We start from the raw sequence: 12795 nt of genomic DNA, 5'->3' as shown, positions 1-12795 counted from the left end.
ATGGTCGCGACTATTATTTAGATCGAAAACTTTCCCCACTATTGGGTGCTGTTATAAAACCTGGACTGAATAAGTCATCCAGCGCTATAACTTATTGCCTGTCGGCTTGTGTGGAGCAGGGATTATGACCGTTCTTGTTACAGGCGCTGCGGGCTTTATCGGCTATCACGCGGTCAAACGATTGGCGCAGCAAGGCCAGGAAGTTGTCGGTATCGACAACCTTAACGATTACTACAGTGTGGATCTCAAACAGGCGCGGCTTGAACAGTTGAGCGGTCTGCAGAGTTTCAGTTTTGAAACACTGGATATTGTCGACAAGCCTGCCTTGATGGCGTTATTCAAAGCGCACGATTTCACCGAGGTGGTGCATCTGGCCGCTCAGGCGGGTGTGCGCTATTCGCTCGACAACCCGGATGCCTATGCGCAATCGAACCTGGTGGGGTTTCTGAATGTGCTGGAAGCCTGCCGACATTATCCGCCCGCGCATCTGGTCTACGCGTCGAGCAGCTCGGTATATGGGGCCAACAGCAAGTTGCCCTACAGCGTCGATGATGCGGTCGAGCACCCTGTCTCGCTGTATGCCGCCACCAAGCGCGCCAATGAGCTTCTCGCCGACAGCTATTGCCATCTCTACGGCTTGAAGGCCAGCGGCCTGCGCTTTTTCACGGTTTACGGGCCCTGGGGCAGGCCGGATATGGCGCTGTTCAAATTTACCGAAGCCATTCTTCAGGGACGACCGATCGACATCTACAACCAGGGTCAGATGGCGCGGGACTTTACTTACGTCGATGACGTTGTCGAAAGCATCGTCCGCCTGTGTCCGAAACCGCCAGCGCCGGAGAAGGAGGCGAGTGGCGTCAACCGGATTTTCAACCTGGGGCGCGGCAAACCGGTCGCGTTACTGGATTTCGTCGACTGCCTCGAACAGGCACTGGGCATAAAAGCCCAGCGCAATCTGTTGCCGATGCAGGCCGGCGATGTCATCAAGACCTGGGCTGATGTTTCGGCATTGGAACAATGGATCGGGTTCTCTCCGCGAGTGGAAGTTGCAGAGGGTGTGGCGCAGTTTGTGAGTTGGTATCGCCAGTACTATCGGATTTGAGCGGCGCTTCATGCGCCTGGAGTACGGTCATGAGCCGAGACCCACCCGGTTGTTGCGCATGATCGAAAAATTAAGCGCCGCAGCAACACACAGCCAGGCCAGATAAGGAAACAGGATCAACCCGGTGATCACATCCAGGCGCAGGGCCAGGACCACCATCACGGCGACGACCAGCCACAACAGGACGAGAATAATCATCGCGGCAACGATCCGCTGCGCGCCGAAGAACACAGGCGTCCACAGTGTGTTCAGCGCAATCTGCGCCGCCCACAATGCCAGCACCTGTTCGCTGCCGGCAATCATGGTCAAGCGATAGCCGACCCAGGCCAGCAGCAGGTAGATCGTCGTCCAGGCCACCGGAAACACCCAGTTGGGTGGCGTGAACTTCGGTTTGTTGAGCTGCGCGTACCATTGCCCGGGCTTGAAAACCATGCCGGTGGTTGCCGCCGCACCGCACGCGATCAGAAAAATCAGGAAAGTCACCATTTCATACTCCTTGGCCGCAGCCCGTTTGCCTGGTTTGTTCCGCCGCAGCGGTCGTTCATTCGGATCTTGAGCACATCAGTTCACTGACCCGCGCCACCAGCGTGTCGACCGCGAAGGGCTTGGTCAGCACCTGCATGCCCGGGCCCAGTTGGGCGGCGCCGATGACTGCGTTCTCCGCGTAACCGGTAATGAAGAGGGTCGTCAGGTTCGGGCGGATCTCCCGGCCGGCGTCGGCCAGTTGCCGGCCGTTCATGCCACCTGGCAGGCCGACATCGGTGATCAGCAGGTCGATATGCACGTTTGATTGCAATACTTTCAGCCCGGCAACGCTGTCGCCTGCCTCAAGCAAGTTGTAGCCGAGATCGCCAAGCACATCGGTCAGCAGCGCGCGCACCGTGGGTTCGTCGTCCACCACCAGAATGGTCTCGCTGGCCTTGGGCACCACCGCCGGTGCGATGTGCTTGTCATCGTGGCTCTGCACGGGATCGCCACGGTGACGAGGCAGGTAGATGCACATCGTGGTGCCCCGGTCGACCTGGGAGTGCACGCGCACCTGGCCGCCGGATTGTTTGGCGAACCCGTAGATCATCGACAAGCCCAGCCCTGTGCCCTGGCCCAGCGGTTTGGTGGTGAAGAACGGGTCGAAGGCCTTGGCGATGACATCGGCCGACATGCCGGTGCCGGTATCGGTGACGCACAGGCACACATACTCGCCCTCGGGCATGTCCAGCGCGCCGGCGATCTCGGTGTCGACGATGCGATTGGCCGTCTCGATGGTGATGCGTCCGCCATCGGGCATTGCATCGCGCGCGTTGATACACAGATTGAGCAGCGCGTTCTCCAGTTGACTGGCATCCACCAGTGTTGGCCAGAGTACGGGCGAGCCAATGGTTTCCAGGAGAATGCTCGGGCCCACGGTGCGCTGGATCAGCTCGGTCATGCCGGTCATCAGTGTGTTGACGTCGGTCGGTCGCGGATCGAGGGTCTGGCGTCTGGAGAATGCCAGCAGGCGGTGGGTAAGGGAGGCGGCTCGCTTGACCGCGCCCTGTGCGGTCACCATGTACTTGTCGACTTCGTTCAAGCGGCCCTGATTGATCCGCGCGCCCATCAACTCCAGTGCGCCGGAAATGCCGGCCAACAAGTTGTTGAAATCGTGAGCGAGGCCTCCCGTCAGTTGGCCGACTGCTTCCATCTTCTGCGACTGACGCAGTTTTTCCTCTGCCTGCATCAACTCCGCGGTGCGCGATGAAACCCGTTGCTCGAGGGTGTCGTTGAGCGAACGCAACGCGGCAAGAGCCCGGTCGCGCTCTGCCTCGACGGTGCGCCGCTCCTCGACGTCGATCAGCACGCCGGGAAAACGCAGGGGAACTCCGTCATCTGCACACTCAACGCGTCCGTTGGCTTCGATCCACTGGAATCTGCCGTCCTCGCGCCGTACACGGTACTGATGGGAATAGGCGCCACCGCGGCCAATGGCTTCGTCGATTGCCATGGTCAGGCTATCGCGGTCGTCGGGGTGCACGCTGGGTATCACTTGTTCGAGGCTGAGGCCTTCGCGCCCCAGTGCCGGGTCGAGGTTGAACACCTGGGCGAAGCCTTCGTCGATGGCAAAGCGGTCGGTCAGCAGGTCCCAGTGCCAGGTGCCGATGATGGCGCCGGCGGCAAGGGCCAGTTGCACTCGTTCGACGTTTTCCCGGGCAATTGCCTCGCTGGCGCGCAAGCGTTCCTCGGCGGCGCGCCGCTCGGTGACGTCGTTGAACAGGATCGCGATCTGCCGGTCGGCCGGATCGCCGACCCGCACCGCGCGCACATCGAACCAGCGTTCAAAGGTATTGGCGTAATTTTCGAAGTTCGCCGGTTCCCCGGTCTTGGCCACGTGGCCGTAGGTTTCGAACCAGAAGCGTTCAAGATTGGGCGCGAACTCGGTGACCCATTTACCGCGCAGGTTGACCCCGCACTGGCGCTCGAACGCCGGGTTGGCCTCGACGAAGTAGTAGTCGACAGGCTCATCGTTGGCGTCGAATTTGACTTTGACGATAGCGAACGCCGACTCGATGGTTTCCAGAATGGTACTGAAGCGTTCCTCACTCTGACGCAGCGCCGTTTCGGCACTGCGCGAGCGCGTCAGGTCAAGCATCGCGCCGATCATGCGTTCGGCCTGGCCAGCGGGATTGCGGATCAAGTGTCCGCGATCCAGCACCTCGGCGTAAGAGCCGTCCTGACAGCAGAACCGATACTCCGCGCTCCATGTCGTGCCGTCGCCTTCGATGGCGGCGCGCATCGATGCCTGCACCCGCGCCTGATCCTGCGGATGGATCCGCGCGAACCGCCAGTCGCCACTGGGATCAACATTCTCCAGCGGGAAACCGTACGCCTGTTGCAACGCCTGGTTCCAGATGATCTGGTTGGTTTGCAGGTCCCAATCCCAAACTGCATCGCTGGTCGCCTTGACCGCCAGTCGATAGCGCTCCTGGGTTTCGGTCATGGCGCGTCCGAACAGATGCTCCTGAGTCCGGTCGCGGAGAATTTTCACGAACCCCAGGTGAGTCTGGTCTTCATCGTAGAGCGGCATCAGCTCGCCAGAGGCCCAGAATCGCTCGCCGTTCTTGCGCAAATGCCAGCGCTCATCGTAGGCACGGCCTTCGACAAGGGCGCGTTGCATTTCCTCTTCTACACGGCCGGCAGCGCGGTCCTCAGGTGTGAAAAAGCAGGCCGCGCTCTGGCCGCGAACCTCTTCGGCGGACCAGCCCAGCACGTTGGTCGCGCCGCAGTTCCATTCCGTGATGTTCCCGCCAAGGTCAGTGACGACCATCGCAAAATCCACTGCACTCTCGAAAACCGCGCGCTGCCGCGCCTCACTACGAGCGAGCGCGGCCTGACTGGCGTGCAGTCGCGCTGTGATGTTGCGCTCAATGTCGACTTCATTGCTCTGCAGCGCGGCGCGTAATCGCTTGACCTCGCACTCGAGCGCTTCGCGACTAAGGTGTTTGAGGGTGTCCATCTCACCTTCTTGGTTGAATTTTTCAGGGACCGGTTTCAGTGGTTCGGGCATGCCCGAGCGCTGCAGTCAGCAGCGGGAAGCGTTGTAGCTGCTGATCCGTTGACAGGTTGCTTCGTCGTTAAGTTTCACTGATGGAGCAAGGTCGCTTCGGGTGAACGCTGATTTCAAATCGATTCGCTGTTATCCAGGCGGGCCAGCAACGACTGGCCGCGTTGCCAGAGTGCCTGTTGCCTGGTTTGCGGCATGCGGTCGAGGTTCTTGTACATCATGGCCATGCGCTGATTGCCGCGCAGCAGCTCACCGTGGCGCATCAGGAAATGCCAATACAACGCGTTGAACGGGCAGGCATTGTCTGCCGTGCTTTCGCGGACCTTGTACGCGCAACCGCGGCAGTAATCCGACATGCGATTGATGTACTGGCCGCTGGCGCAATAGGGTTTGGAACCGAGATAACCGCCATCGGCGTGCATGACCATGCCCAGCGTGTTGGGCAGCTCGACCCAGTCAAAAGCATCCATGTAGATCGCCAGATACCACTCGCAGATCTGGCTCGGCGCGATACCGGCGAGCAGGGCGAAGTTACCGGTGACCATCAGTCGCTGGATGTGATGCGCATAGGCATGCTGCAGGCTTTGCCCGATGGCGTGGCGCATGCAGTTCATCTGCGTGTCACCCGTCCAGTAGAACTCGGGGAGCGGACGGCTGTTGCCAAAAGAGTTGCCCAGCGCGTAATCCGGCATCTTCAGCCAGTACACGCCCCGCACATATTCCCGCCAGCCAATCAGTTGCCGAATGAAGCCTTCGGCGGCATTGAGCGCAACGCTGCCGGCCCAGTACGCCGACTCCACGTCACTGCAAATTTGCCGCAAATCCAGCAGGCCAATGTTGAGCGCTGCGCTGATGCGCGCATGAAACAGGAACGGCTCGTCACTGGCCATGGCGTCCTGGTAATCGCCAAACCCCACCAGGCCATAATCGAGAAAGTACGCCCAGAGTGCCTGCGCATCGGCATGGGTGACGGGATAGTTGAAGTCATCGAGTGTGCCGTAATGGTGGCTGAAGCGCGCCTTGACCAGTGCCAGCACATCGAGGGTGATGGGGTCGTTATTGAAGCGTGCGGGGTAGGGGGCTTTGACGCCTTTGGGCAGGGCCTTGCGATTCTCGGCATCGAAGTTCCACGCGCCGCCCACTGGTGAACCGTCGCCATTGAGCAGCAAGCGGCTCTTGCGCCGCATCTCCCGGTAGAAAAACTCCATGCGCAGCTGTTTTTTGCCCTCGGCCCATGCGGCAAATTCTTCGCGACTGCACAGAAAACGCGTATCGGCGTGCCACTGGACGGGCAAACGGCAATCCTTGATCGAATGCTCCAGCCGCCAGTCGCCACACTCAGTCACGTGCACTTCGTCGGCCTGCAACAGCTTTTTCCAACGATGCAGCTCATCCGGCACCGAGCCGCTGTTTTGCGGGTCATCCAGGGTCACGTATTCAACACGTATGCCTTGGTCTCGCAACGCCTGAGCGAAATGGCGCATGGCGCTGAAGATCAGAGCAATCTTCTGTGGATGGTGGGGCACATGGCTGGCTTCTTCCATGACCTCGACCAGCAGCACCGTATCGCGCTCGGCATCGAGTGCCTGTAAGGACGCCAGGTCGAAGGACAACTGGTCGCCCAGGACCAGGCACAAGCGGCGGGTAGTGTTCATTTTGCGGTTCATTGGCTTGCTTCGGTGCTCTGGCGACGGAAGAACAAGGTCACCTGGCCGACCTCCACGCCGAACTTGGACATGCGGGTGCGGTTGATCAACGTGTCCTCATCCATCAGGTACATCCAGTCGTCCATGCTCATTTCATAGGTCGAATCGTCGACCGGTACGTTCAGCCGATAGCGCCAGTGAAATGTGTTGCCCGCCACCTGGCCTTGGGCAACGCCGACTACATCGCCGGCGCGACCGCTCCAGCGTCCCTGGCCCTCGGGCGTCAATGTCCATACGCGGTGCTGGCGGGTGCCATCGCTGTACAGGAAGCGCTCGTCGAGAATCAGGTTGTTGCCTTCGCGACGGCTGACAATATTCACTTCGAAACGCTTGGTCACTTCGCCGCTGCGCTTCTGAAACATTCCCCAGGCCTTGACGGGCTGGCTGAAAAACCGATGCAGATCCAGGGCTGGGTGTTGGTCGGCATAACGGGCGACGTCCACGCTGGTGCAGCTTGCGATGCTGAATATCAGTGTCAGTAACAGCAGGAATCGCGTCATTGCCTTACTCCCTGATTGCAAAAGTGTCGAAGGCCAGGTTCGAACCATTCGCTTGTACGGTGGGCTGGACATGTACAGGTTTATCGTTTTCCCCAGCTGGTCTTGACGCTCGACTTTTGACGACGTCAACGAGAGTCTTACGGCGATGGCCGGCTTTGTTTTTCTCGCGGCAGCGCTGTACGTGAGGGGCAAGCCATCGCGAAATAGTTGTACGTGGTTGGATGGTCTGTATAGGTATAAATCAAGATAGGCTGAAAAAAACCATCTGACAATACTTCTTCCCTCACGCAGGGCGCTTGCTGCGCCTTAACGCGATGCCGAACGTTTTGCCTTGGAAACAGCGGTTGGCCGGTCTGCCGGGCGAGCGCTGGTACTGGGGAATATCCAGCGCAGTGAACGCCGGACCGTGAGGCGCAGGATGCTCAGTGAGCATCCTGCGGGGATAGGAGTGGCCGACAGATCAATGCGCTGTCGGACTTGGCTGTGCACCGAATTGCGCAATGATGTGAGTACCCAGCTCCTCAATAACCTCCGCTGCCGGGCGCTTTCCGTATTTGAGATTCAGGATGACGTGATCGACGCCGATTTCCTCAAGCGACTCCAGCAAAAACCGCAAATGGTAGCGTCCGAGTTTGAACCCCAAATGAATGCGAGCGGGTGGCGTGGACGGGTTTTCATCAAGGTCGATGTAAAGCGACTGAGTGAAGGGCTTATAGACGGAACCACATTGCTTCGTGACCTCCAGCCGCCAATCTTCCACGACCAGTCTCTGCATGTTCGGTATGCGTGGATAGTTGATCCATCCGTTGCTTTCGCGCGCGATCCAATCCAGTGACTGACGGCTATTGCCGGTCACGAGCATTGGAATGAATTGGGTGGTCGGTTTCGGAATCAGATCCGCGCCGCGCATTTCCCCGGCGCTCCAGTGGATGGGTTCGAAACTGGTGCTGTGGGCTCGGCGAATCACCGCGTAGTGCTCGCGAAAGATATCCCCGCGCCTTTCGGGATCGACGCCAAAAGCCGAGAACTCCACCGGGCGGTCGCCGGACGCCACCCCAAGAATCAAGCGACCTGCGCTCAACTGATCGACGCTGGCTGACGCCTTGGCCGTGTGCAGGGGATGGTGCAAAGGGATGGCGATGGAGGCGGTGCCAAGCGCAATTTCCGATGTATGGGCGGCCATATAACCCAGGTAGACCCAGGGGTCGAAGACTTGGCCGACATCGCCGAATCCGGGATCGCGAAGCGGCACGTCACGAAACCAGAGCGCGCTGAAGCCCAATGCCTCGGCCTGTTTCGCCAATGCGACCTGGTTGAGCATGCTCGGCGTGTCGCCGTCGAAGGCCTCCATGGGAAAGAACAATCCGAGGCTCAAATGCCCCGGCGTGAAGGTTCGGCTGAACCCTCGATGCTGCTGATAAGGAATCGTGCTCGGCCGATACATACTGATTTTCCTCAGTGGCAGAACGTGAACAGCGCCCCGTTGCCAGAGGTGCTGCGGCATCGGTAGCTTGGGAACGACAGGTGGGGGGACTGAGTGCAGCTTTGTCCATTGCGCCGTACTGCCGGTCGGGTGGACCGGATTGAGGAGCCAGTTGCTGGCGATATGCGCGGGCAGGTCCGGATGGGTGATAAGCGGACGGTAAAAGGAATCATCTCCCGGCTCGATACCGTCAACTCGGAAACGGGCCCAGAGGTTACCTCATCAGCGTAGGCGGTATTGCCGTGTTGCGCCATTGTGCCTCGCACATCGTGGGAGACCTTTGCGACTTCAACCGATCACAAGCAGGTGGCAGGATTACGATCCATCGAGTCCCACTCGACATGACTTCGGTCATTGGGCGAATCATCGATGAATCTCGAGCGGTTCCAGCAAAGGGTGAAAGCTGCATGCCATCAGGCATGCAGGGCCGAGCGGGTAGGTTCAGTCTTGGAGATGGATTCAATCCGTTTCAATTTGCAGCCAGCAGTCGCCTGGCGGTAGCAAGGATTGAATCGATATTGAAAGGCTTTTCCAGGACAGCATTGAACAAGTCCGATCTCTCCATGCCGAGGTGGGCTTGCGCGCCGCTGATCAGAATGATGGGCAAGAGATGCGCTGAGGGCAGGGCGCGGACGGCCGTGGCGAATTCGAGTCCGTCCATTACCGGCATCATGAAGTCGGTAATGATCAGGTCAGGGCGCTCTCGCTCAAGTACCTCAAGCCCTTTTTTGCCATTGCTGGCTTTCACGACCATGAAGCCTTCATCCTCCAGCGCAAAGCCGAGAATGTCAGCGATCAAATATTCGTCGTCGACAACCAGGATGGTGGTCATGAGAATGCAACCTGAATAGAAGACCTAGGAAAATGAACCTGGCAGGGCTGCAGGATTAGGAACTGGCGGTTCATTTCTTGAAGCCTTTTTCAGATCAACGTCCTGGTCACGGATGACCACTTCAAATCGCGAAGGGTCATAAGAGCTATCTCTGACTTTAAGAATGGAAATGGTTCTGCTTAGTTCAGAGTCATTCTCGAAGAACCGCATCAGCATCAGATTGTCGACGATGCTGGACAGGTCAGAGTTTGGTGAACTGATCTCGGAGCCGAACAGATCTCGCATCTCCCAAGAGGCAAACACGGTCACGCCCCTGGAGCGTAATTCGTTCATGAGGGCACTGTAAAAGTCAGTAATTCGGGCTGGATTCGTCGACACCCGCGTCATGCCGCTAAGGCTGTCGATGAATAAACGCTTGATGCCCTTTTCTTCGACGATGCTCAGCAACCTTGAGCCCAGGCCGTCCAGGAGACCTTCGGTGGTCGGTTGCCACGCGATGCTCAACGCACCGCTTTCTTCCATGCCTTTGATGTCGATTCCTAGTGACTGGCCCTTCAGGCGTAACCGCTCCGGGCTTTCATAAAAGCCAAAATGCAGGCCCGGTGCCTTCACCGTCGACTCACCCAGGAATTTAAGACCCAGCGTTGTCTTGCCTATTCCTGACGGGCCCATGACCAGCGTCACGCTGGAACTGTGCAGCCCGCCACCCAGTATCGTGTCCAGAGAATGTATACCGCTGGGGATGCGCGTCATGTTGGCGCTGTCGGGCGAAGAGGGGTGGCTGTAGAGGCTTTCCAGGCGCGGATAAACCACCAGACCGTTCTCGGTGATTTCGCACTCGTGAAGTCCGGTCAGTGCCGCGCTACCCCGGGTTTTACGCAGTTGAATACGACGCACCGAGCGGGTGCCATAAAGCTCCTCTCCCATTTCGATCACGCCATCCACCATGGTGTGCTCGGGGCTGCCGTCATCCAGTCGGGAACTGGTGAGAAACAACACGGTGCATCCAGCAAATGCAGCGTGCCCTTGCAATTCAGAGATGAACTTCTTGGTGTCGATTGGCGAGTCGGCTTTAGAGCGTGCGTTCAGCAAGCCGTCGACAACCATGACTGTCGCCTTCTGGCGGCTGATCTCACGCCTCAGCAGTTTTACGACTTCATCCAGACCTTCATTTTCCAGCGTATCGAATGCACTGACGAACTGGATTTCAGCGCCAACTTTGGAAGCGTCGTAAAAGCTCAAGGTGGACAGAAACTGAAAAAGCCGGTCATGGGATTCGGCAAGCAGTGTCGCTACCAGTACACGGCCGCCGTTGCGCGCATGATGGAATCCAAGTTGGTTGGCGAGGATCGTTTTACCCGACCCTGGACGCCCCTGAATAATGTAGGAAGCGCCTGAGACCAATCCGCCCTTGAGCAGAGCATCCAGGCCTTCGATTCCACTCTGAAGGCGATTTAGCTTTTCCACTATGCGACCCTGATCTTGAAATCATGCTGTTAAACCGAATGTACGGGATGCTAACGCCATTTGTGTGCCGGGGCTATCTGCACTTCACTGACGTTTCAGGCAGCAGTGCCGGTAAAGTTATTCATTCGCTTAAATCTGGAGCTGCGAAGCCTCAATGTGGGCGATAAATCGGGGGAATCGAAAGTAAAGAAGGTTCTCGGGCCAATTGAGTCTCTGCAACGCCTTGCAGGGTGTACTATCAAGACCTGCCCATCAGAAATCAGCTAGCCATGTCCGCGCTAAACGAAGAGAGCCGCCAGATCGTAGCTGCTCTGGCGCACCGGGTTGGCCCCAATGCTGATACTGCAAGTATCGCGCAAGCGACTGTCTCGATTTTGGAGGCTATGCACACAGCGCTTACCCCCATCATCGGTCAGCAGGGAGTCGCAGCGCTTTACCGACGCAGCCTTCATCTCTGCGCCTCCCGCCAACCGCACCTGGGCCCCCTGTCTGATCGTGTACAAGCCGCGCCGGGTCTGAACGCTCTTCATTCTGAACTCGTTACCGAAAGCGAAGCAGACGCCTTGTTGTTTGGTGAAGTGATGCTGACCACCTTCTACGAACTGCTCACTACGCTGATCGGGCCCTCGCTCACCGCACGCTTGCTTCGTGACGTGTGGAAACCTTCTTTGAGCGACACATCTGCGCAGGAAAACTCGCCATGAACACCAAAGTGACTATCAAGCGTCTGTCCACCGGAGTGCCAGGACTGGACGAGGTGCTGGGCGGGGGATTGCCGGAGTTCTCGTTCAACCTGATCGCCGGCCCGCCTGGCTGTGGCAAAACTACCCTGGCGCATCAGATGATGTTTGCCCTGGCGACGCCCGAGCGTCCGGCACTGTTCTTCACCGTGCTCGGCGAGCCTCCGTTGAAGATGTTGCGTTACCAACAGCAATTCGACTTTTTCGACGAGGAAGCCGTCAATCAGTCAATCCGTTATATCAACCTGGCCAGTGATACCCTGGCGGGGGATCTGGACGAAGTGCTACGCCGAATCGTCGCCGAGGTAGAGGCGTACTCTCCGGCGCTGGTGTTCGTCGATTCGTTTCGTTCAGTGGTGCTCGCGAGCCAGACCCAGGACAATCCCAACAACAACTTGCCGCAGTTCATTCAGCAGTTAGGCATGTTGATGACCACTTGGCAGGCGACCACTTTCCTGATCGGTGAATATTTCACTGAAACTGACACCAACCCTATTTTCACGGTGGCCGATGGTCTGATCTGGCTGCGTCAGAGCGTTCAACGCAACTCCATGGTGCGCAAGATGGAAATCATGAAGATGCGCGGCCAGCCGACACTGCCGGGGCTGCACACCTTTCGCATCGCTACATCAGGCATAAAGGTTTTCGCACCGCCCCCCCTCAACCACGTTGAAACCACGCTGACATTTCCGATGCAGCGCCTGAAAATGGGTGTGCCCCAACTCGACGAAATGCTGGGCGGTGGCTTGCCCCGTGGATACTCCCTGCTGGTGGCAGGTCCATCAGGTTCGGGCAAAAGCATTCTGGCTGCGACCTTCCTCGCCGAAGGCGTGCGCAATGGTGAGACCGGCGTGATCGCGGTATTCGAGCAGCGTCCCAATCGCTCCCAGAACGCCACCCTCGCCGGGTTGATTCAGGGCGGGAAGGTGGGTTTGGTCGATAGTCGCGCGCCAGACTTGTCAATCGACGAAATCGTCCAGTTACTGTTGAGCGAGATCAACCGCCTGAACGCTACTCGTTTGGTGATTGACTCCCTGTCAGGCTTTGAGCTGGCGTTGGCGCCGACATTCCGCGAAGACTTTCGTGAGTCGCTGTCACGCATGGTGACCGCTCTCACCAGTGCAGGTGTCAGTGTATTGATGACCTCCGAGCTGGAGGATCGCTACACCGACCTGCGTTTCAGTCCTTACGGCACGGCGTTTCTCACCGATGCCATCATCGTCCAGCGCTACATAGAAGTGCAGAGCCGCTTGTTGCGCATCATGGCCGTGGTCAAGGTGCGGGCCAGCGCGCATTCCGACGAGTTGAGGTTGTACCGGATAGATGATGATGGCTTGCAGATCGGCGAAATGTTGCCGGACAGGGAAGGGTTGTTAGGGGGACGTCCTACCCAGCAGCGCGCGGTCACCATCGAAGGATGAGCGAAATAT

10 protein-coding genes are annotated in these 12795 nt (G+C 58.3%); 3 read left to right on the top strand and 7 right to left on the bottom strand.

Translation table 11 applies throughout. The annotated features are described in order from the left end of the window. Nucleotides 1-124: 124 nt before the first annotated feature. On the top strand, nt 125-1102 hold the full coding sequence (locus K3819_RS15340; protein ID WP_221399705.1) for an NAD-dependent epimerase: 978 nt from the start codon (nt 125-127) through the stop codon (nt 1100-1102). Nucleotides 1103-1129: 27 nt separating this feature from the next. Here K3819_RS15340 and tspO read toward each other — a convergent pair whose 3' ends face one another. The 7 genes from tspO to K3819_RS15305 all read right to left on the bottom strand — a co-directional run bounded on the left by tspO (nt 1130) and on the right by K3819_RS15305 (nt 10628). After that, entirely contained in the window at nt 1130-1585 is a 456-nt protein-coding gene (gene tspO / locus K3819_RS15335; RefSeq protein WP_085610677.1) for a tryptophan-rich sensory protein TspO, read from the bottom strand. Between the two features lie 58 nt (nt 1586-1643). Then, a complete protein-coding gene (locus tag K3819_RS15330) occupies nt 1644-4589 on the bottom strand; it encodes a PAS domain S-box protein (protein ID WP_221397378.1) in 2946 nt (981 codons plus the stop codon). A gap of 164 nt (nt 4590-4753) precedes the next feature. After that, on the bottom strand, nt 4754-6292 hold the full coding sequence (locus K3819_RS15325) for a cryptochrome/photolyase family protein (RefSeq protein ID WP_221397377.1): 1539 nt from the start codon (nt 6290-6292) through the stop codon (nt 4754-4756). Nucleotides 6293-6300: 8 nt separating this feature from the next. Beyond that, a complete protein-coding gene (locus tag K3819_RS15320; protein WP_085610328.1) occupies nt 6301-6843 on the bottom strand; it encodes a DUF3833 domain-containing protein in 543 nt (180 codons plus the stop codon). 460 nt (nt 6844-7303) lie between these two features. Then, a complete protein-coding gene (locus K3819_RS15315; protein WP_221397376.1) occupies nt 7304-8287 on the bottom strand; it encodes an LLM class oxidoreductase in 984 nt (327 codons plus the stop codon). Nucleotides 8288-8795: 508 nt separating this feature from the next. After that, nucleotides 8796-9158, bottom strand: a complete 363-nt coding sequence (locus K3819_RS15310) for a response regulator (protein WP_039768563.1) — start codon at nt 9156-9158, stop codon at nt 8796-8798. 24 nt (nt 9159-9182) lie between these two features. After that, complete coding sequence (locus tag K3819_RS15305; protein ID WP_166742306.1) at nt 9183-10628, bottom strand: ATPase domain-containing protein; 1446 nt, start codon at nt 10626-10628, stop codon at nt 9183-9185. A gap of 266 nt (nt 10629-10894) precedes the next feature. Here K3819_RS15305 and K3819_RS15300 point away from each other — a divergent pair, with 266 nt between their 5' ends. Together K3819_RS15300 and K3819_RS15295 are read left to right on the top strand one after the other, a co-directional pair. Beyond that, nucleotides 10895-11329: a hypothetical protein gene (locus tag K3819_RS15300; RefSeq protein WP_085610674.1), complete on the top strand. Its 435-nt coding sequence runs from the start codon at nt 10895-10897 to the stop codon at nt 11327-11329. Beyond that, on the top strand, nt 11326-12786 hold the full coding sequence (locus K3819_RS15295) for an ATPase domain-containing protein (RefSeq protein WP_221397375.1): 1461 nt from the start codon (nt 11326-11328) through the stop codon (nt 12784-12786). The genes K3819_RS15300 and K3819_RS15295 overlap by 4 nt, the downstream gene beginning before the upstream one ends. Nucleotides 12787-12795: the final 9 nt, after the last annotated feature.

The sequence above is a fragment of the Pseudomonas sp. 3-2 genome (genome assembly GCF_019710535.1).
Lineage (GTDB): Bacteria > Pseudomonadota > Gammaproteobacteria > Pseudomonadales > Pseudomonadaceae > Aquipseudomonas > Aquipseudomonas pharyngis.
This window is presented reverse-complemented; position numbering and strand designations above follow the sequence as displayed.

Excerpts from the sequence above, each read along its gene's own strand:
- K3819_RS15320 (WP_085610328.1), bottom strand. The coding sequence starts at position 6,843 with ATGACGCGATTCCTGCTGTTACTGACACTGATATTCAGCATCGCAAGC.
- K3819_RS15325 (WP_221397377.1), bottom strand. The coding sequence starts at position 6,292 with ATGAACACTACCCGCCGCTTGTGCCTGGTCCTGGGCGACCAGTTGTCC.
- K3819_RS15315 (WP_221397376.1), bottom strand. The coding sequence starts at position 8,287 with ATGTATCGGCCGAGCACGATTCCTTATCAGCAGCATCGAGGGTTCAGC.
- K3819_RS15310 (WP_039768563.1), bottom strand. The coding sequence starts at position 9,158 with ATGACCACCATCCTGGTTGTCGACGACGAATATTTGATCGCTGACATT.
- K3819_RS15295 (WP_221397375.1), top strand. The coding sequence starts at position 11,326 with ATGAACACCAAAGTGACTATCAAGCGTCTGTCCACCGGAGTGCCAGGA.
- K3819_RS15300 (WP_085610674.1), top strand. The coding sequence starts at position 10,895 with ATGTCCGCGCTAAACGAAGAGAGCCGCCAGATCGTAGCTGCTCTGGCG.
- K3819_RS15330 (WP_221397378.1), bottom strand. The coding sequence starts at position 4,589 with ATGGACACCCTCAAACACCTTAGTCGCGAAGCGCTCGAGTGCGAGGTC.
- K3819_RS15340 (WP_221399705.1), top strand. The coding sequence starts at position 125 with ATGACCGTTCTTGTTACAGGCGCTGCGGGCTTTATCGGCTATCACGCG.